A 19,614-nucleotide genomic window follows, 5' to 3' on the forward strand; every position below is an offset into this window, starting at 1 on the left:
GCCCCCGCCCCCGTTCCGCCGTCCCCACCGCGACCCTGCCGCCCATCGGCCTGCACCCGACTCCCGACCTGATTTCCGCGTTCACGGACATGTCCGTCGATCGACCGGGTTCGCCCTTCCCGCGCATGTCCCCGGGATCCGCGCACGCGGTTCCCCCCTCCACAGGCTCGTCGGACCTGCTCGGCGTCGCCTCCTTCCTGCACGGGACCGTGGATCTGGGCACGTCCGGATGGCGTCGGGAGCTGGACCGGCTGGTCGCCGCCGAGCTTCCGCTCACGCTGAGCGCGGTGTGCTCGGCACCGGGTCAGCTCGCCACGCTGCGGGACGCCTGGCCGACCTCCGGCGGGGGCACACTGCTGGTGTTCGACCGCGCGCACGGCACGCCCGGGGAGCTGGCCGCCGAGGCCCGGCACGCCTTCGCGGGCACGCCGGTGCGGATCGGCGGCGGCAGCCGGGCCCACTTCGCCGAGCTGAACCGGGCCGAGGACTTCCCGGCCGACCTCCTCGACCTGGTCGCCTTCCCGATCGCGGCCCAAGCGCACCACGCGGACGAGGCGAGCATCCGGGAGACGCTGCGGGTCCATCCCCTGGTCGTCCGCCAGGCCGCCGAGCACGGCCGGCCGGTGTTCGCCGGGCCGGTCGGGCTGCTGCCGTCCTTCGGCTTCGCCGCCCCCGGCGACAAGTCCCCTTCCGCCCTCTTCCGCGCGGCCTGGATGGTCGGCGCGCTGAGCGCCCTCACCGGGGCAGCGGCGGTCAGCCTGGACGCGGCGGCCCTGGCGGCTTCGCCGGCCCACCACGTCCTGGCCGCGCTCCGCCCCTTCACCGGCGGCCGTCTCGCCGACCCCGCCCTGCCCGCGGGACTCACCGGCCTTGCCGTACGGCGAGCAGGGCGGCTGCTGGTCGTCGCCGCGGCGCTGGACGGCGGGGAGCCGATCGTCCTGGATGCCCGCGGCCAGCGTCTCACCACGATCACCGAGGCGGACTCCCGGACGGAGAAATCACGGGACACGCCCGCGCCCGGCTGCTCGCGGGAGGACGGCAGCTCGCGGGAGGACGGCGGGTGGCGGGAGGACAGCGGGTGGATCGTGCGGGAGCACCCGCGCGGTGCCCGCGTGAGCCTGCGCCCTCCCTCGATCGCGATCCTCGTCACATCCTCAAGAGTCACATCCTCAAGAGTCACATCCTCAAAAGTCACACCCCCAGGAGCCACACCCCCAGGAGGAGACCACTGATGCCTTTCAGGATCGGCCTGACCCGCGACTTTCTCGACCCGGACGGGAAGGTCGGGTGGGGTGACATCGGCCTGGCCGCGCTCGACGAGGCCGACGGCGTCGCCTGGGACTTCATCGACGTCGTCTCCGGCGACATCCCGCCGGAGGCCGTGCGCGGCTACGACGCGCTGATCGTGCTCACGCCGAGGGTCACCGAAGACACGCTCAAGGGCGCCGACCGGCTGGCGCTGGTGGCCCGCTTCGGCGTCGGCTACGACAACGTGGACGTCGAAACCTGTACCCGGCACGGTGTCGTGGTCACCATCACCCCGGACGGCGTGCGCGTCCCGGTCGCGGTGTCGGCGCTGACCCTGCTGCTGGCCGCCGCGCACCGGCTCAGGGAGAAGGACGCCCTGGTCCGGACCGGACGCTGGGAGGACAAGCTGGCCTACATGGGCACCGGTCTCACCGGCCGGGCCCTCGGTCTCGTCGGGTGGGGCAACATCGGCCGCGAGGTGTCACGGGTCTGCGCCCCGCTGGGCCTGCGGCAGCTCGCCGCCGACCCCTTCGCCGACCGGGACGCGGCGGAGGCGGCCGGGGTGACGCTGGTCGAGCTGGACACGCTGCTGGCCGAGGCCGACTTCGTGGTCGTCACCTGCGCCCTCACCCCCCAGACCCGCCATCTCCTGAACGCCTCCCGGCTGGCCACGATGAAGCCGAGCGCTTTCCTCGTCAACGTGGCCAGAGGCCCGATCGTGGACCAGGCCGCCCTCACCGAGGCGCTCACCGCCCGGCGGATCGCCGGGGCGGCCCTGGACGTCTTCGAGGTCGAGCCGCCCGACCCGGCGGATCCGCTGCTGGCGCTGGACAACGTGCTGCTCACCCCGCACGCGGTCGCCTGGACCGACGAGCTCGCGCTGGGCAACGGCCGCGGCGCGATCCAGGCCGCCCTGGACGTGGCCGCCGGGCGCGCGCCCGCGCACCCGGTCAACCCGGCCGCCCTCGACCATCCCCTTTTCCTTTCCAGAAAGGCATCCCGTTGACCATCAAACAGGCCCTCCGCGGTGGAGAGCTCGTCCTCGGCACGTTCGTCTTCGAGTTCGCGACCACCGGTATCGGCAGGCTCGCGGCCGGGGCGGGCGCCAGTTTCGTCATCTTCGACGCCGAGCACACCGGCTGGGGCTGGGAGACGCTCGGCCGGGTCGTGGCCACCACCCGGCCCACCGGGGCCGAGCCGTACATCCGGGTGCCCACGGCCGAACGGACCCAGATCTCGCGTGCCCTGGACGCCGGGGCCCGCGGGATCATGATCCCGATGGTGGACTCGGCCGGGCAGGCGCGCGATGTGGTGCGCTGGGCGAAGTACCCACCCGACGGAGTCAGGGGCGCGGCGTTCGGCGTCGCCCACGACGACTACGCGGCCACCGACAACGTGGCCTACATGCGGGCGGCGAACGCGGACACGATGGTGATCGCCCAGATCGAGACCGTCGCGGGCCTGGAGTCCGTCGAGGAGATCGCCGCCGTGGACGGGGTGGACGTGCTGTGGGTGGGGCACTTCGACCTGACCAACAGCATGGGGATACCCGGTCAATTCGAGCACCCCGGCTACCTGGCGGCGCTGGAGCGGGTGGCCAAGGCCGCGAGCGCGGCGGGCAAGTCCGCCGGTTTCATGGCCGGGAGCCCGCAGGAGGCGGCCATGCTGATCGCCAAGGGCTTCCGGATCCTCGCCTACGGCGGGGACCTGTGGATCTACCAGGCCGCGCTGCGGGCCGGACTGAGCGAGGTCAGGGAACTTGGCTGACGTGGTGGATCATGTCGATCACATCGGGATCGCCGTCCACGATGCCGACCTGGCCCTGCCGTTCTACGTGGAGCGGCTGGGGCTGACGATGATCGGTGACGAGCTGGCCGACGATCCCGGGGTGCGGCTGGTCTATCTCGACGGAGGCAACGTCATGCTCCAGCTCGTGCAGCCGTACCGGGAGGGGCCGGTGGCCAGATTCCTGGCCGAGCGCGGTGAAGGACTGCACCACATCTGCTTCTGCGTGGGGGACATCCCGGCCACGCTCGCCGCCCTGCCCGGGCAGCACGACGCGCCGATCTTCATGGGCGGGCGGGGCCGCCGGGCGTGCTTCCTGCTGGCGGAGCCGAACGGCGTACGGGTGGAACTCACCGAGCGGGACCCGGTCCGGTGACCCGCGTGATCGTCCTGGACGACGACCCGACCGGCACCCAGGCGGCGGCCGGGGTGCCGGTGCTGCTCGACCTCGATGCCGAACTTCCCCCGGACGAGTCCTGCTTTGTCCTGACCAATACCCGCGCGATGGAGGAGGATCAGGCGGTGCGCCTGATCCTCGGCCTGCGCGAGCGTTTCGGCGACGCGGAGTACGTCCTGCGCGGCGACTCCACCCTGCGCGGCCACGTGTTCGCCGAGTCCGACGCGCTCGGAGCCGCCGCCGGGGTGCTGCTGTTCGTCCCCGCCTACCCGGAGCTCGGCCGGGTGACGCTCGGCGGCGTCCACCTCGTCACGGTGGACGGCCGCCGCATCCCCGCCGCCGAGACCGAGTTCGCCGCCGACCCCGTCTTCGGCTTCACCGCATCGACGCTGACCGCCTGGGCGCGCGAGGTGGGCGACCGCTCCGCGGCCTCGATCCCCCTGGATTCGGTACGCCAGGGCGGTCTCGCCGCCGCCCTCCGCCAGGCCCCGCCGGGCAGCGTGATCGTCCCTGACGTCGAGACCGACGCCGACCTCATGGCCGTCTCCGCCGCGCTGGAGGAGGCCCGCTCGGCCGGGGTTCCGGTCGTGCTACGCTGCGCCGCGCCCCTGGCGGCCATCCGCGCCGGGAGGCCGGCCGGCGGCCTGCTGGAACGGCCCGTCCCGCGGCGACCCGGCGGGACGCTCGTGGTCTGCGGATCCCACACCGAGGCCAGCGGCGACCAGCTGGCCGCGCTGGCGGACGTCCTGGCGGCCCCCGTGCGGACCGTGTCGACCGACGCGGTCTTGTCAGGCGGTCCATCCGGGCCTGAGATTGAGGGTCGGCGGGTGGCCGGGCTGGCCCGGGGCGACCTGGCCGAGCGGGGGGTGGCTATCGTGGCAAGCGAGCGGGTCAGGCGGGCCGGGCACGGCACGCTACGGCATGGCGCGCGGGTCATGACGGCCCTGTGCGCCGCCGCGTCCGCGCTTCGCCCCCAGCTCACCGCAGTGATCGCCAAGGGCGGCATCACCTCGGCGCAGGTGGCCCGCGACGGCTTGGGCGCGGGCACCGCGCGGGTGCTCGGACCGCTGTATCCCGGCGTGGCCGTATGGGAGTTGCGGCCATCGGGCGCGGCTACGATCTCCTACGCGGTCGTCCCGGGAAACGTCGGGGACGCGCGGACTCTCGTGCGGGTGGCCCATGCCTTCGGCCTGGAAGCATCGCCCGCGACCTCGGAGTCCTCCCGGCTCGGAGTAAGGAAGGGATGACGGTAGTGGAGCCCGAAGACAGGGGCAGGCGAATGGGCCGGCCGGGAACGCCCGCCATCACGCTGGCCGCGCCCCAGCGCGAGAGCCTGGTGGTCGACATCGCCAGGCAGTTGCTGTCCCAGCTGCTGGACGGGCACCTGAGGCCGGGCACTCGCCTGCCGTCCGAGCGGCAGCTGTCGGAATCCCTCGGCGTGGGCCGCTCCACGGTCAGGGAGGCGCTGAAGGCGCTGGACGTCCTGGGCATCATCGAGGTCAGGCAAGGCGACGGCACCTACCTCACGCGGGGCACCTCCAGCCTGCTGCCCAGCGCCATCGAGTGGGGCCTGATGCTGGGCCAGCCGCAGGTCCTGGACCTCATCGAGGCGCGCAGGCATATCGAGGTGATCATCGCCGAGCTGGCCGCCGAGCGCGCCAACGCCGAGGACGTGGCGGAGCTGCGCACCCACCTGGCGGAAATGCGGGCCGCTCCAGACGCCGCGGCCTTCGTCGAGGCGGACATCGCCTTCCACCTCGCGCTGGCCAACGCGGCCGGGAACTCGGTGCTCAGCGACATCCTCGGCAGCATCCGGTCGCTGCTGCGCGTCTGGATCCGGCGGGCCATTCACGAGGCGGGCGAGACGCAGACCACGATCGCCGAGCACGCCGCCGTCCTGGCCGCCGTCGAGCGCCACTCTCCGTCGGCGGCCGGTGCGGCGATGCGCGGCCACATGGACGCCGCCGGGGGCCGCCTCCACCGCTCCCTCCAGGACGAGGACTCAGGCACGCAGGGAGCGGAGAGCTGAGGGAGGACACCGGCTGAAGGCGGCCGATTACTTGTCGATGTCGCCCACGACGAAGAACATCGAGCCCAGGATGGCGACCATGTCGGCGACCAGGTGGCCGGGGAGCATCTCGCGCAGGACCTGGATGTTGTTGAAGGAGGCGCTGCGGAGTTTGAGGCGCCACGGGGTCTTCTCGCCGCGCGAGACCAGGTAGTAGCCGTTCAGCCCGAGCGGGCTCTCCGTCCACGCGTAGGTGTGGCCTTCGGGCGCTTTGAGGATCTTGGGCAGGCGCTGGTTGATCGGTCCGGGCGGGAGCTCGCGCAGGCGTTCCAGGCAGGCGTCGGCCAGGTCGAGGGCGACCTTCAGCTGGTCGAGCAGCACCTCGAAGCGGGCGTGGCAGTCCCCGGCCGAGCGGGTGACCACCTTCACCGGGAGTTCCCCGTAGGCCAGGTAGGGTTCATCCCGCCGCAGGTCCAGGTCCACGCCGGAGGCGCGGGCGATCGGGCCGCTCACGCCGTACTGCAGGATGGTGTCGCGGTCGAGCACGCCGACGCCGGTGGTGCGGGCCAGGAAGATCTCGTTGCCCATGATCAGGTTCTCGATGTCGGGCAGGCGGCGGCGCACGTCGGCGACGGCCCGGCCGGTGCGCTCCAGCCAGCCGAGCGGCAGGTCCTCCTTGAGGCCGCCGACCCGGTTGAACATGTAGTGCATGCGGCCGCCGGAGATCTCCTCCATCACGGCCTGGATGGTCTCCCGCTCCCGGAACGCGTAGAAGACCGGGGTGATCGCGCCGAGTTCGAGCGGGTAGGACCCGAGGAACATCAGGTGGTTGAGCACCCGGTTCAGCTCGGCCAGCAGGGTGCGCGCCCAGACCGCGCGGACCGGGACCTCCATGCCGAGCATGCGCTCCACCGCGAGCACGACGCCGAGCTCGTTGGCGAACGCCGACAGCCAGTCGTGCCGGTTGGCCAGCACGATGATCTGCCGGTAGTCGCGCACTTCGAACAGCTTCTCGGCGCCCCGGTGCATGTATCCGATGATCGGCTCGGCGGAGGCGATGCGCTCGCCGTCCAGGGTCAGCCGCAGCCGCAGCACGCCGTGCGTGGACGGGTGCTGCGGGCCGATGTTGAGCACCATGTCCTCGGTGGCGAGCTCCTTCGGCACGGCCGAGGCCCCCGCGCCGACCCCGACGACGATCTCCTGTGGCTCGCTCACCTTTTCATGCTCCCACGCGCGATCGATCACGAACAGGCGCGCAGGGCGGCCAGCAGCCGATCGACGTGCTCGTCGGTGCTGCCGATCCCGATCGAGGCCCGCACCGCGCCGCCGTCCTCGTCGCAACCGCCCTCGCCCGCGCCGAGCAGATGCCGTACGAACGGGTGGGCGCAGAATTTACCGTCCCGCACGCCGATGCCGTGCTCGGCGGACAGCGTCTCGGCCACCTCACGGGCCGAGCGGCCCTCGACGACGAAGGAGACGATCCCGACCCGGGGATGGTCGGCCGGCCACAGCGCCAGCTCGTGCACGCCGTCGATGGCGGCGATCCCCGCCCGCAGGCGGCCGAGCAGGCGCTCCTCCTCGCCGATCACCGTGGCCCAGTTCGCGGCCAGATGATCGCAGGCCGCCGCCAGCGCGATCGCGCCCAGCACGTTGGGCGTCCCGGCCTCGTGCCGGGCCTCCGGATCGGTGCTCCACTCGGCCTCCTCGCCGACCGCGCGCACCGCGCCGCCACCCTTCAGGTACGGCTCCGCCTGCGCCAGCCAGTCCCGCCGCCCGATGAGCGCGCCGGCCCCGAAGGGCGCGTAGAGCTTGTGCCCGGAGAACGCCACGTAGTCGAGATCGAGCGCGGCGATGTTCAGCGGGCGATGCGGGACCAGCTGGGCCGCGTCCACCGCGATGCGCGCGCCGTGCCGGTGTGCGATATGGGCGAGACCGGCGATCGGCCACAGTTCGCCGGTGACGTTGGAGGCGGCGGTGACGACCAGCAGCGCGGGCCCCTCGATCGTGGCGAGCGCCTCGTCGGCCGCCCGGAGGGCCTCGCCGGGGAAGGCGGGGGGCGCGAGCCGTACGGGGGATGGCCAGGGGAGGAGGCTGGCGTGGTGTTCGCTGTCGAAGACGACGACCGTGGTGCCGTCGGGCAGGCTGCGGGCCAGCAGGTTCATCGCGTCGGTGGTGTTGCGGGTGAACACGAGCGCGTCGTCGAGGCGGGCGCCGGTGAAGGCTTTGATCGTGTGCCGGGCCTGCTCGTAGCGGGCGGTGGTGACCTGGGAGGCGTACCCTGCGCCGCGGTGCACGCTGGAGTAGGCGGGCAGCGCGGCGGCGACCGCCTCCTGGACGGGTTCCAGACAGGGCGCGCTGGCCGCGTAGTCGAGGTTCGCGTAGGGGACCAGCGCGCCGCCGCGCACCGGGACGTCAAGGGACAACAGAGCGGACATGTACGCCTCCAGAGGCCACGCGCTTGCCCGCCGCACCCCGCGACAGGCCTGGTCCTCACCCGGGGCACCCCGCCGCGGACGCGAGGGTTGCCGGCCAGCAAGCCGGGGCTGTGCGCTGGCACTCATGACCTATGCGGAACTATAACCCACATCCACGCGAGAACGCCGCCACCCCCTATTACGCACACCTACGCGGGGAACGCCGTCTCGCCGGCCTTCTTGGCGCGGGTCCTATAACCACGCCACGCGAACTTCCAGGCCCTCAGACGTCGTCGCCCCGGAAGCCACGCCCTGCGCGGGAGGACCTCCCGCCTAACATGTGATTTGTGAGGTTTGATCCGTGGAATCCCGCCTTCGTGGCCCACCCCTACGACGCCTACGCCGAGCTTCGTGACACGAGCCCGGTGAGTTTCTTCGAGCCCACCGGCCAGTGGCTGGTCGCCCGGCACGCCGACGTCAACGCCCTGCTCCGGGACCGCCGCCTAGGTCGCTCATATCTCCATATGGCCACCCACGAGGCCTTCGGCCAGGAGCCGGAGCCGGAGTTCCAGGAGCCGTTCTGGCGGGTGATCCGGGCGGGCATGCTCGACGTCGAACCCCCGGTCCACACCCGCCTGCGCCGCCTGGTCTCCAAGGCGTTCACTTCTCGGATGGTCGAGTCCCTGCGTCCGCGGGTCAGGAAGATCGCTACCGAACTCGCCCACGGCCTGATCGAACGCGGCGGTGGCGACTTGATCAGCGAGGTGGCCGAACCGCTTCCGGTGACCGTGATCGCCGAGATGCTAGGCGTACCAGATCAGGATCGGCCGCTGCTGCGGCCCTGGTCGGCGGACATCTGCGGTATGTACGAACTCAACCCCACCCTGGACGTCCAGCACACGGCCGTCCGCGCCGCCCAGGAGTTCGGCGACTACCTGCGCGACCTCAGCCGCAGTCGGCGCGACAATCCCGGCGACGACCTGATCTCCTCCCTCGCCCAGGTCCTCGACGAGGGCGACCGGCTCACCGAGGACGAGCTCGTCGGCACCTGCGTGCTCCTGCTCAACGCCGGTCACGAGGCCACCGTGAACGTCACCGGCAACGGCTGGTGGTCGCTGTTCCGCAACCCGGCCGAACTCGACCGCCTGCGCGCGGACAGGTCGCTACTTCCAACCGCCATCGAGGAGCTGATGCGCTGGGACACCCCGCTGCAGATGTTCGAACGCTGGGTCCTGGAGGACATCGAGGTCGGCGGCATCCAGATCCCGCGCGGCGTCGAGGTCGCGCTGCTGTTCGGCTCCGCCAACCGCGACCCCGAGGTGTTCGCCGACCCGGACCGGCTGGACGTCGGCCGTCAGGACAACCCGCACATCTCCTTCGGCGCGGGCATCCACTTCTGCCTCGGCGCCCCGCTGGCCCGGATCGAACTGATCGAGTCCTTCGGCGCGCTCCTCGACGCGAAACCGGATCTCGTCGAGGAGCCCACCTGGAAGCCCGGCTACGTCATCCGGGGACTGCGATCGTTGCGGGTGACGGTTTAGAGCGCTTTCTCGCCGCTTTCCGGCGCCAGTAGCGGCGGCGTGCGGTTGGCGATGGCGGTGACGAGCGGCTGGATCGCCCGTGCCGCCAGCGGACCGAAGGCAGCCAGGATCAGGACATAACCGGCGGCCAGCGGGCCGAGGTCGGGATGGACTCCGGCGCCCACCGCGAGACCGGCGATGACGATGTTGAACTCGCCCCTGGGGATGAGCGCGATCCCGGCGCGGACCCGTCCGGCTCGGCCGATCCCGGCCCGGCGTGCGGCGTACGCGCCGGTCAGCAGCTTGGTGATCATGCTGACCAGAGCCAGCAGCAGGGCCAGACCGGCCACTGGCAGGATCTTGGCCGGATCCGTCTGCAGCCCGAAGAAGACGAAGAACACCGCCGCGAACAGGTCCCTGATCGGCATCAGCAGGGTTCGGGTCTCGTGGGCCAGCTCACCGGACAGGGCGATGCCCACCAGGAACGCGCCCACCGCCGCCGACACCTGGAGCTCCTGAGCGATCCCGGCCACCAGCAACGCCAGGCCGATCACCTTCAGCAGCAGCACCTCGGAGTTGGGGCTGGCCACGAACTTCTCGATGAGATTGCCGAACCTGAGCGCGATCACCAGCACGACCGTGACCGTGCCCAGCGCGATGGCCACGGTGATCGACCCGGTCAGCAGTCCGGCCCCGGCCAGCAGCGCGGTCAGGATCGGCAGGTAGAGGGCCATCGTCAGGTCCTCGAAGACCAGCAGCGAGAGCACCACGGGGGTCTCCCGGTTACCGATCCACCCCAGGTCGGACAGGACCTTGGCGGTGATGCCGGAGGAGGTGGCGTAGGTCACCCCGGCCATGGCCACGGCCCCGACCGGACCCCAGCCGAGCAGCAACGCGGCGATCGCACCGGGGGCGGCGTTCAGCACCAGGTCCACCAGGCCGCCACGGGCATTGCTTTTCAGGCTGGTCACGAGCTCGTCGGCGTTGTATTCCAGGCCGAGGGTGAGCAGCAGCAGGATGACGCCCAGTTCGGCGCCGACGTGAATGAATTCCTCGCTGGTGGCGAGCGGCAGGATGCCGCCAGTCCCGAAGGCCAGACCGGCGACCAGGTAGAGAGGGATGGGGGAGATGCCGGCGCGTAGCGCGATCGCGCCGAGCACGCCGAGGGCGAGGATGACCCCACCGAGTTCGAGAAAGAGGATTGCGACAGAATCCGATGATGCGATGAATGCGGGCACGCGGCGGCCTATCCGTCGGTGAGGATGTGGGCGACGGCGGCGGTGTTCTCCTCGTCGCCTACTACGACGACAACGTCCCCGGCGATGAACCGGAAGTCGGGTGTCGGGCTGGCGTTGACCTGGCCGCCCCGGACCACGGCGACCACCGAGGCCCCCGTCCTGGTCCTGATCGCCGCCTCGCCCATCGCCCTCCCGTCGTACGGAGAGCCGGAAACGATCGGGAGCTGCACGCTCACCAGGCCCTCCACTTCGCGATGCAGGTCATTGAGGCGTTGCACGATCCGAGGCGCGCCGAGGAGTTCGACCAGCGCGTCCGCTTCGTCGTCGTTGAGCTGCACGTTCTCGCACGCGCGGTCAGGGTCGGATTTGTCGTAAATAATCAGGTCACGGCGGCCAGTGCGGTGCGAGACCACCGCGATTCTCCGGCCAGTGTGGGTGGTGAACTCGTGTTTGAGTCCGATACCTGGTAGCGCAGTCTGCTCGATCTCCACACTGTTTACCGTATCCAGGTGAGCCACCCGAAGGTACCCAGCCCTTCCCGGTCGATCAGCTCCGCCGCCGCGGACGCGGCCGACAGCGCGCGCAGGTAGCCCGCCGGATCCTGTCGTGCCAGGTCAAGCGGCGGTCGATCGCCGCGAACCCCCAGGCGCAGGAGCGCCTCGCGCTGGGTCGTCAAGGTGCCCGCGCAGGCGTCCAGCGCCACATGCGCGGTGAGATCGCACGACCCGTCCGGCACCGGCGGCACCCATGATCCGTCCCGATATCCGATCAGCGTGCCCATCGGTGGGCGATCACTCCGTACATGCGAATAATCCACGGCCACGGCCATGCCCGCGGCCAACCTGCCGATCAGCCCGGCCCACGCCTCGTCCCGAGGCCATCCGATCTCGGCCCGCTCTCCGACCGGCCACCAGCGCTCCAGCCACTCCCGATCCTTCGCGTCCAGGTCGCCCAGTCGCTCTTCCCCGGACGCGGGATCGACCAGCACCAGCCGGGGCCCTTCGGACGTCCACTCGGCGACATCCACCGGCACGTTGTCCAGCCACTCGTTGGCGAAGATCAACCCCGTCACCCCGTCCGGTACGGCATCCGCCCACCGAACCCGCTCGTCCAGACCATCCGGCCGCGAAGACAGATCGACCGCGGTCACCCGAAGGCGACTTGCCAGGTCGGCCGGCGCGCCCGCCAGAACCTGGGAGGCCAGCAGGCCGTCACCCGCGCCCATGTCCACGAAGTCGATCACCCGCGGCCGGCCGAGGCGTTCGTCCACCTCGCCGAGCAGCCGGGTCACGGCCGCGCCGAAGGCGGGGGAGGCGTGCACGGACGTGCGGAAGTGGCGGTGCGGGCGTTCACGCCGGTAGAAACCGTCCGCGCCGTACAGCGCCTGGCGCATCGCGTCTCGCCATCTGAGCCACACAACGGTTGACCTTATCGCGACACGCAGTGTAGTTGTGTGACCACGATCTGTGCATCCTTTGCGGTAACGTTGCCAGGTGTCGGCGGCTGGCCCGGCCCGCTCCCCCAGCGGGCGCGGTCCGGCCACCCCACCCGGAAGGATCTGGAAGATGAGGCCGGGTCAATCGGCGGATGACCGGCCTGTCGCGCGCGGGCTCCGGTGTCTGGAGGGACACCAGAGCCCGCGCCCGCTCCCGTTGCCATGGTTATTCACCCCTCCCCGTTACGCTGGCGAGCGGGAGGACGGCATGGACACAAGCGATCGCCCCGCACGATTGGCCGTGGGGGTGCTCGGAGCCGGTCGAGTGGGTTCCGTTCTCGGGGCCGCGCTGATGCAGGCGGGCCATCGGGTGGTGGCCGCCAGCGGGGTCTCGGACGCGTCGCAGCGGCGCGCGAGCGAAACGTTGGGTGTGGAGCTGACCAGGCCGGAGATGGTCATCGAGCGGGCCGAACTGGTCCTGCTGACCGTGCCGGACGATGTGCTGCCCGGCCTGGTCTCCGGACTGGCGTCGACCGGCGTCGACCTGCGCGGCAAGCTGCTCGTGCACGCCAGCGGAGCCTTCGGTCTCGGCGTGCTCGGGCCCGCGGTCGAGGCGGGCGCGGTGCCGCTGGCGCTGCACCCGGTGATGACCTTCACCGGCCGGGGAGACGACCTGAACCGGCTGACCGGCTGCTCGTTCGGCGTGACCGCGCCGGTGCCGCTGCGGCCGGTGGCCGAGGCGCTGGTGATCGAGATGGGCGGCGAGCCGGTCTGGATCGCCGACGCCGACCGGCCGCTCTACCACGCGGCCATCGCCGGGGCGGCCAACCACATGGTCACCCTGGTCGCCGAGTCGCAGGACCTGCTCGCCGGGATCGGGGTGGAACATCCGGGCCGGATGCTCGGGCCGCTGCTGGGGGCGGCGCTCGACAACGTGCTCAGGCTCGGAATCAACGGCCTGACCGGCCCGGTCGTGCGCGGTGACGCCGGGACGGTGCGCAAGCATGTGGACGCGCTCATCCTGGCCGCGCCGGAGGCGGCCGACGCCTACATCGCGCTCGCCAGGCTTACCGCGGACCGGGCGCTCGCCGCCGGGCTGCTCAAGCCCGAGGCCGCCGAGCTGCTGCTGGACGCTCTGGGAGGCAACATATGGACGTGATCGTCGCCGGAAACCGCGAAGAGCTGGGCAAGGCCAGGGAGGCGGCCGGGCCGGGGCGGTATGCGCTGGTGCCCACGATGGGGGCGCTGCACGAGGGCCACCGCTCGCTCATCCGGCTGGCCAGGGAGCAGGCCGACCAGGTGGTGGTCAGCATCTTCGTGAATCCGCTGCAATTCGGGCCGCATGAAGATTTCTCCCGATATCCGCGGACTTTCGAGGCTGACCTGGGGGTCTGCGCGGAGGAGGGCGTGCGGGTGGTGTTCGCTCCGGCGGTGGCGGACATGTACCTGCCCGACCGGCAGGTCGCGGTGTCGGCCGGGGCGATGGGCTCGGTGGTCGAGGGGGCGTTTCGGCCCGGCCATTTCGATGGCGTGCTGACCGTGGTGCTGAAGCTGTTCAACCTCGTGCAGCCGGATGTGGCGGTGTTCGGGCAGAAGGACGCGCAGCAGCTGGCGCTGGTGCGGCGCATGGTCGCGGATCTGAATCTGCCGATCGCGATCGTGGGCGCGCCGACCGTCCGGGAGGCCGACGGGCTGGCGTTGTCCAGCCGGAACCGGTATCTGTCACCGGCGGATCGGATGACCGCGCTCAATCTGTCGAAGGCGCTGCGGGCGGGAGCCGTACAAAGGGAGCCTGAGCGGATCAAGGACGCGGCGCGGGCCGTGCTGGAGACGGCGGCGCGGTTCGATCCGCCGTTGTTGCTGGACTATCTGGCGCTTGTCGATCCGGCCACGTTCACCGAGGTGACGGAAGATCATCGGGGTGAGGCGATCCTGGCGGTGGCCGCCAAGGTCGGGACCACCCGATTGATCGACAACGTGGTGCTCGCCCTGGGCTGACCTGGGCCGATGCCGGGGCGGGTGCCCCGGGAAGCAAGCACGGCGCGCGAGGCGTTATCGTCATGTTGACGAAAGGGGCTCGCGATGACCACCATGCCGAGAAAGCTGACCGCACCCTCACCCGGCTGGACGGTGACGGCGGATGTGGTCGTGGTCGGGTCGGGCATCGCGGGGCTCACCGTCGCCCTGCGATATACCGAACTGTCGCCTGAGGGCCGCGTTCTCGTCGTCACCAAGGACGTGCTCTCCGCGGGCTCCACCCAGTGGGCGCAGGGCGGCATCGCCGCCGTGCTCGATCCCGAGGACACCCCGGCGGAACACCTCAAGGACACCCTGCTCGCGGGGGCCGGGCTGTGCGACGAGGAGGCCGTCCGGGTGCTGGTCACCGAGGGGCCCGACGCGCTCAAGCGGCTCATGGAGCATGGCGCCAGATTCGACCGGGACGCCGACGGGGAACTCCAGCTCACCCGGGAGGGCGGCCACCGCCGGAACCGGATCGTGCACGCGGGCGGCGACGCCACCGGCGCCGAGGTGCAGCGCGCCCTGATCGAGGCGGCGGCGCACGAGCCCAGGATCGAGGTCATCGAGCACGCCCTGGCGCTCGACCTGCTCAAGGACGCGGCCGGTCACGCCTGCGGGGTCACCCTGCACGTGATGGGCGAGGGCGCCAGGGACGGCGTCGGCGCGGTCAGGGCGGGCGCGGTGGTGCTGGCCAGCGGCGGCATGGGGCAGGTCTACGCCGCCACCACCAACCCGGTCGTCTCCACCGGCGACGGCGTGGCCCTCGCGCTGCGGGCCGGCGCGGCGATCAGGGACCTGGAGTTCGTGCAGTTCCACCCCACCGTGCTCTGGCTCGGCGAAGGCTCCACCGGCCAGCAGCCGCTCGTCTCCGAAGCCGTGCGCGGCGAGGGCGCGGTGCTGGTCGACGCGGCCGGGGAGCGCTTCATGGTGGGCGTGCACGAGCTCGCCGACCTGGCCCCGCGCGACGTGGTGGCCAAGGCCATCATGCGGCGGATGGCGGAAACCGGCGCGGAACACGTCTACCTGGACGCCCGCCACTTCGGCGCGCAGAAGTGGCAGGCCAGGTTCCCCACCATCCTGGCCGTCTGCCGCGACCACGGCATCGACCCCGTCACCGAGCTCATCCCGGTCGCCCCCGCCGCGCACTACGCCAGCGGCGGCGTCCGCACCGACTTAAAGGGCGCAAGCACCGTTCCCGGCCTGTACGCCTGCGGCGAGGTCGCCTGCACCGGCGTCCACGGCGCCAACCGCCTGGCCTCCAACTCCCTCCTGGAGGGCCTGGTCTTCGCCGAACGCATCGCCTCCGACCTGATCGCGGTACGGCGCAGCCCCGGAGACCCCCACGACGACGGTCATACAAACAGTCTGATCGACCCTCGCGCACGCGGGCGGATCCAGGCGTTCATGAGCCGGGGCGCCGGAGTGCTGCGCAGCCGGGAGTCCCTGGCCACTGTCGGCCGCGCGCTGGCCGACGCCCGCTGGACGCCGATCGCGGTCGAGCCCTGCACCGAATCCTGGGAGGCCACCAACCTGCACACGGTCGCCACCGCGCTGACCGTGGCCGCCGGGTTGCGCGAGGAGACCCGGGGCTCGCACTGGCGCGAGGACCACCCCGACCGCCGCGACGACCAGTGGCTCCGCCACATCGATCTGACCCTGACCGACGAAGGGGAACTCGCCATGGAATCCACCGACGCCCTCGATATCGAGCACTTGGTGGCCATCGCGCTCCGCGAGGACCTGGCCGACGGCGAGGACGTCACCTCGGCCGCCACCATCCCGCCGGACCAGGAATCGGTCGCCGACGTCGTCGCCCGCCGCGACGGCGTGGTCGCCGGGCTGCCGGTGGCGGAGACCGTCTTCACCCGCGCGGGCCTGGCGGTCGAGCGCCTGGTCAGGGACGGCGACGAGGTGCGCAAGGGCGACGTGCTGCTGACCGTGCGCGGCCAGACCCGAGCCCTGCTCACCATGGAACGTACCGCGCTCAACTTCCTCACCCACCTGTCCGGCATCGCCACCCAGACCCGCCTGTGGGTCCGCGCCATCGACGGCACCGGGGCCAGGGTGAGGGACAGCCGCAAGACTCTCCCCGGCCTGCGCGCCCTGGAGAAATACGCGGTGCGCTGCGGCGGCGGCGTCAACCACCGGATGGGCCTGTACGACGCCGCCCTGATCAAGGACAACCACGTCGTCGCCGCCGGAGGCGTGGCCGAAGCCTTCCGGGCCGTACGCACGACGTACCCGAATATCACCATCGAGGTGGAGGTGGACAGGATCGACCAGATCGAGCCGGTGCTGGCCGAAGGCGCGGACGAGATCCTGCTCGACAACTTCACCGTGCCGCAGCTGGCCGAGGCCGTGAAACTGGTCGGCGGGCGGGCCCGGCTGGAGTCCAGCGGCGGGCTCACCCTGGAGGTGGCCCGCGCGGTCGCCGAGACCGGAGTCGATTACCTCGCCGTGGGCGCGCTCACACATTCCGCGCCCGCTCTCGATATTGCTTTGGATCTTCGTAGTGCATAATCAGGGGATGCTGCTCACCATCGACGTCAGCAACACCCACACGGTGCTTGGCCTGTTCGAGGGTGATGAGGTCCTTGAGCACTGGCGCATCGCCACCGACCCGCGCAGGACCGCCGACGAGATCGCCGTCGTCCTGCAAGGCCTGCTGTCCCAATCGCCCATCCTGAAAAATGCGGACATTGCCGGTTTGGCTATCTGTTCGACCGTTCCATCGGTTTTAAACGAGATGCGGGAAATGTCGCGCCGGTATTACGGCGACGTCACCACCGTGGTCGTCGAACCGGGCGTCAGGACCGGCGTCCCCGTCCGGATGGATAACCCCAAAGAGGTCGGCAGCGACCGAATCGTCAACGCCCTGGCCGCCACCACCCTCTACGGCGGCCCCTGCGTCATCGTCGACTTCGGCACGGCCACCTCTTTCGACGCGGTCTCCGCCCGAGGTGAGTACATCGGCGCGGTGACCGCCCCCGGCCTGGAGATCTCCGTGGACGCCCTGGCCACCGCCGGCGCCCAGCTGCACAAGGTCGAGCTGATCCGCCCCCGCCAGGTGATCGCCAAGAACACCGTGGAGGCCCTCCAGTCCGGCATCATCTACGGCTTCGCCGGTCTGGTGGACGGCATCGTGGACCGGATGACCGCCGAACTGGCCGACGACCCGGAGGACGTGACCGTCGTCGCGACCGGTCCAGGCGCGCCTCTGGTGGTCAGTGAGGCGCGGACCATCGACGAGCACGAGCCCTGGCTGACCCTGATCGGCCTGCGCCTCATCTACGCCCGCAACACAGGGTGAAAGCCCGCCCCCTCGGGACAAGGGGCGGGCTCTCGATCTATATGGATCACTCGTTCTCGGCGGTGTAGAGGTAGTTCCAGTCGCCGCAGCTCGAGACATGCTTGGTCTTGTGGTGGATCTGGCAGACCTTGAACCGCAGGCTGCTGACGCCCTTCTTGCCGAAGGCGAAGTGCTTGGCCGTGCCGTAGCCGCAGTGGGTGTACTTCTTTGTCGTGTACCAGTGGTGGCTGTACAGGTTGGAGACCTGGAACTTCACGTAAGCGCACTTGCCGCCGTGCTTGTAGTAACGGCTGTCGTCGTCCCACAACTGGCCGGTCACCTGGACGAGGTTGTTGGTCTGCTGCTGGTTCCAGGTGATGTCGATCGTGCCCTTCACGCGGGCCAGATCGTTGTGGGAGTAGTACGGGCCCCACTCGTTGGCGGGGTTGGCATTCGCGGCGGCGGGGAGAGCGAGGACCGCGGCGGCGGTGCCCGCGGCCAGAGCAACCATCGCTCGGGTCATGCGCTTCATTTCGGGTCTCCTTCTCGGGGTGTGATACATGAGTACGCCCACCCCCTTTCACGACCCCTGACGCGCGCTGTCACGGAACTTGCAATCGTGTTGCAGCGCCGTCCAATGGAGACAATCTTGTTCCGACCGGGTAAGTCCGGCCGCCGCGGTCAGCGGCCTGGCGCGGGCTTGACCCGCGAGAGCCGTCCCTGATCGGCGGGCACGCGGACTGCCGATTCCGGGGTGCGGACATGATCCAGTTCTTCACGAAGTGCTTGCCAAGTCAATGCGGCTGCTTGACGACCTTTCACGACGGCGTTTACCTTCCCGAAGGGTGGCGAAAATCATTCGTCGTGGGAGAGGGGCTCACGATGTCGTTTTCTGAGGTGGTTGCCCGGAGCGAGGTTGCCCGGAGCGAGGTTGTCCGAAAAGAGTTGGACATCGAGCGCGCCGGTCTCACCGATGACGAACTGCTGCTTCTCGCCGAGCTGGCGAAAGGTGTCACGGTGGACCGGGTAGGCCGTCGGCTGGATGTGAGCGGCCGCACGGTCCGGCGCAGGCTCCGGGGTATCTGCGATCGGATTGGAGTCGCGACCGCGATTGAGGCGGTCGCCTGGGCGGCTCGCCGCCGGCTGATCTGATCCCGCTCCGGCGGGATCAGATCAATCAGCTATCCGGACGGCGCCCGCGAACGGCCGGTTGCCGATCGGGGCCACCCGGACCACGTCGCCGGTCCGCGGCGCGTGCACCATGTAGCCGCCGCCGATGTACATGCCCACGTGGTGCAGGTCGCTGTAGAAGAACACCAGGTCGCCTGGGCGCAGGTCGTCGCGGCTGACGTGGGTGCCGGCCGTCCACTGGTCGCCGGTGTAGTGCGGCAGGCTGATCCCCACCCGCTGGTAGGCGGCCATTATCAAGCCGGAGCAGTCGTAGGAATTCGGCCCCTCGGCCCCCCACACGTACGGCTTGAGCTGCTGGGTGAGCGCCCACCGCACCGCCTGGGCGGCCTTGCCGTCGCCGACCACCGGCAGCGACAGCCGGGTGGCCCGGCTGACCTTGCCCGCGACCTGGCGGTAGAGCGAGCTCTCCGTCTTCTTGATCAGCTTGCGGATCTTGTCCTGCCGGGAGCCGATGCTTTTGAGCAGCTTCGCCACCTCGTCCTGGCGGGCCTTGGCACCCTCTCTGGCCCGCTTGGCGGTCTCCATCGCCTTCTCGACCTGGAGCACCTGCTCGCCGGTCTGGAGCTGCAGCGCGTAGGTGGTCGAGGCGATGTCCAGGTAGCTGTCCGGGTCGGCGGCGCTCATCAGGCCGAAGCCGGTCGCCGCGCCGCCCGTCATGTAGGAGTTCTGCGCGAACAGGCTGGCCTTCAGGCGGCGTTCCTCCAGGTCGGCCTCGCTCTTGGTCAGCGTGGTCTTGGCCAGCTGGGCCGCGCGCTCGGCCTCCTTGAGCCGGACCTTCTCGCCGTTGTGCTCCTCGGTGAGCGTCTCGATCTCGATGTAGAGGTTCTCCACCTCTTTGGTCAGCTCTTTGAGGGTGGGCTCCGGATCGGCTGTGGCCGAAACCAGCGGAGCGCCCACGGTGATGATGGCGAGCGCGGCGCCGAGGACGGTGAGCCGCCCAAGGATTCGAGTGCGCAAGCAATCTCCTTCTCCGGGGCCGTGGTCCCGCTGGACATTAGTGCACGTCCGGTTCGTCCTCAACCGAAACTGAGGATTCCGTCTAGATTCAGCAACCGAACGATCACGACCAG

General features: G+C 70.6%; 19 protein-coding genes and 1 riboswitch. Of the genes, 12 read left to right on the plus strand and 7 right to left on the minus strand.

All coding sequences use genetic code 11. The features are described 5' to 3' along the window. The 6 genes from Aple_RS52545 to Aple_RS45640 form a co-directional block, all read left to right on the plus strand. The coding region (locus tag Aple_RS52545; protein WP_218038855.1) for a D-apionate lactonase family protein at positions 1 to 1,232 on the plus strand (1,232 nt) is incomplete at its 5' end. Further along, positions 1,232 to 2,254 (plus strand): NAD(P)-dependent oxidoreductase, encoded by a 1,023-nt coding sequence (locus tag Aple_RS45620; RefSeq protein WP_155351046.1) that lies wholly within the window; start codon positions 1,232 to 1,234, stop codon positions 2,252 to 2,254. The genes Aple_RS52545 and Aple_RS45620, both read left to right, overlap by 1 nt. Further along, entirely contained in the window at positions 2,251 to 3,015 is a 765-nt protein-coding gene (locus Aple_RS45625; protein ID WP_218038856.1) for an HpcH/HpaI aldolase family protein, read from the plus strand. Before Aple_RS45620 ends, Aple_RS45625 begins: the two co-directional genes overlap by 4 nt. Position 3,016: 1 nt before the next feature. Then, positions 3,017 to 3,409 (plus strand): VOC family protein, encoded by a 393-nt coding sequence (locus tag Aple_RS45630; protein WP_246265344.1) that lies wholly within the window; start codon positions 3,017 to 3,019, stop codon positions 3,407 to 3,409. Continuing rightward, positions 3,406 to 4,677: a four-carbon acid sugar kinase family protein gene (locus Aple_RS45635; protein ID WP_155351048.1), complete on the plus strand. Its 1,272-nt coding sequence runs from the start codon at positions 3,406 to 3,408 to the stop codon at positions 4,675 to 4,677. Before Aple_RS45630 ends, Aple_RS45635 begins: the two co-directional genes overlap by 4 nt. Beyond that, entirely contained in the window at positions 4,674 to 5,459 is a 786-nt protein-coding gene (locus Aple_RS45640; RefSeq protein WP_246265337.1) for a FadR/GntR family transcriptional regulator, read from the plus strand. Before Aple_RS45635 ends, Aple_RS45640 begins: the two co-directional genes overlap by 4 nt. A gap of 27 nt (positions 5,460 to 5,486) precedes the next feature. On the opposite strand, the gene Aple_RS45645 is transcribed toward Aple_RS45640, so the two are convergent. Beyond that, the gene (locus Aple_RS45645) at positions 5,487 to 6,653 is read right to left on the minus strand and encodes an NADH-quinone oxidoreductase subunit D (protein WP_218038857.1); all 1,167 of its coding nucleotides are present in this window, start codon (positions 6,651 to 6,653) and stop codon (positions 5,487 to 5,489) included. Positions 6,654 to 6,679: 26 nt separating this feature from the next. Then, positions 6,680 to 7,873 carry an aminotransferase class V-fold PLP-dependent enzyme gene (locus Aple_RS45650; RefSeq protein WP_155351049.1) on the minus strand — a complete coding sequence of 398 codons (1,194 nt, stop codon included), beginning with the start codon at positions 7,871 to 7,873 and terminating at the stop codon, positions 6,680 to 6,682. Between the two features lie 14 nt (positions 7,874 to 7,887). Further along, a riboswitch (SAM riboswitch) is annotated at positions 7,888 to 8,003 on the minus strand. A 196-nt stretch (positions 8,004 to 8,199) separates the two neighbouring features. Between Aple_RS45650 and Aple_RS45655 the strand changes: the two genes are divergently transcribed. Next, positions 8,200 to 9,393: a cytochrome P450 gene (locus tag Aple_RS45655; RefSeq protein WP_155351050.1), complete on the plus strand. Its 1,194-nt coding sequence runs from the start codon at positions 8,200 to 8,202 to the stop codon at positions 9,391 to 9,393. Here the strand turns inward: Aple_RS45655 and Aple_RS45660 are convergent. The 3 genes from Aple_RS45660 to Aple_RS45670 are packed head-to-tail and all read right to left on the minus strand — an operon-like array spanning position 9,390 to position 12,003. Next, positions 9,390 to 10,610, minus strand: a complete 1,221-nt coding sequence (locus Aple_RS45660) for a cation:proton antiporter (protein WP_246265338.1) — start codon at positions 10,608 to 10,610, stop codon at positions 9,390 to 9,392. The two genes, Aple_RS45655 and Aple_RS45660, sit on opposite strands and share 4 nt — an antisense overlap. Before the next feature lie 8 nt (positions 10,611 to 10,618). Then, complete coding sequence (locus tag Aple_RS45665; protein WP_155351051.1) at positions 10,619 to 11,101, minus strand: cation:proton antiporter regulatory subunit; 483 nt, start codon at positions 11,099 to 11,101, stop codon at positions 10,619 to 10,621. A 5-nt stretch (positions 11,102 to 11,106) separates the two neighbouring features. Next, a complete protein-coding gene (locus Aple_RS45670) occupies positions 11,107 to 12,003 on the minus strand; it encodes an SAM-dependent methyltransferase (protein WP_155351052.1) in 897 nt (298 codons plus the stop codon). Between the two features lie 310 nt (positions 12,004 to 12,313). Here Aple_RS45670 and Aple_RS45675 point away from each other — a divergent pair, with 310 nt between their 5' ends. The 4 genes from Aple_RS45675 to Aple_RS45690 all read left to right on the plus strand — a co-directional run bounded on the left by Aple_RS45675 (position 12,314) and on the right by Aple_RS45690 (position 17,374). Then, a complete protein-coding gene (locus Aple_RS45675; protein WP_155351053.1) occupies positions 12,314 to 13,204 on the plus strand; it encodes a Rossmann-like and DUF2520 domain-containing protein in 891 nt (296 codons plus the stop codon). Further along, positions 13,195 to 14,043, plus strand: a complete 849-nt coding sequence (gene panC / locus Aple_RS45680; RefSeq protein ID WP_155351054.1) for a pantoate--beta-alanine ligase — start codon at positions 13,195 to 13,197, stop codon at positions 14,041 to 14,043. The genes Aple_RS45675 and panC overlap by 10 nt, the downstream gene beginning before the upstream one ends. An 84-nt stretch (positions 14,044 to 14,127) precedes the next feature. After that, positions 14,128 to 16,584 (plus strand): L-aspartate oxidase, encoded by a 2,457-nt coding sequence (locus Aple_RS45685; protein ID WP_155351055.1) that lies wholly within the window; start codon positions 14,128 to 14,130, stop codon positions 16,582 to 16,584. 7 nt (positions 16,585 to 16,591) lie between these two features. Continuing rightward, positions 16,592 to 17,374, plus strand: a complete 783-nt coding sequence (locus tag Aple_RS45690; protein WP_155351056.1) for a type III pantothenate kinase — start codon at positions 16,592 to 16,594, stop codon at positions 17,372 to 17,374. Between the two features lie 46 nt (positions 17,375 to 17,420). On the opposite strand, the gene Aple_RS45695 is transcribed toward Aple_RS45690, so the two are convergent. Then, entirely contained in the window at positions 17,421 to 17,885 is a 465-nt protein-coding gene (locus tag Aple_RS45695) for a hypothetical protein (protein ID WP_155351057.1), read from the minus strand. Between the two features lie 230 nt (positions 17,886 to 18,115). Here Aple_RS45695 and Aple_RS56105 point away from each other — a divergent pair, with 230 nt between their 5' ends. Beyond that, the gene (locus tag Aple_RS56105) at positions 18,116 to 18,505 is read left to right on the plus strand and encodes a helix-turn-helix domain-containing protein (protein WP_308805551.1); all 390 of its coding nucleotides are present in this window, start codon (positions 18,116 to 18,118) and stop codon (positions 18,503 to 18,505) included. A 21-nt stretch (positions 18,506 to 18,526) separates the two neighbouring features. On the opposite strand, the gene Aple_RS55875 is transcribed toward Aple_RS56105, so the two are convergent. Further along, positions 18,527 to 19,501, minus strand: a complete 975-nt coding sequence (locus Aple_RS55875) for a C40 family peptidase (protein WP_155351058.1) — start codon at positions 19,499 to 19,501, stop codon at positions 18,527 to 18,529. Between the last annotated feature and the right edge of the window lie 113 nt (positions 19,502 to 19,614).

Source organism: Acrocarpospora pleiomorpha (assembly GCF_009687885.1).
GTDB lineage: Bacteria > Actinomycetota > Actinomycetes > Streptosporangiales > Streptosporangiaceae > Acrocarpospora > Acrocarpospora pleiomorpha.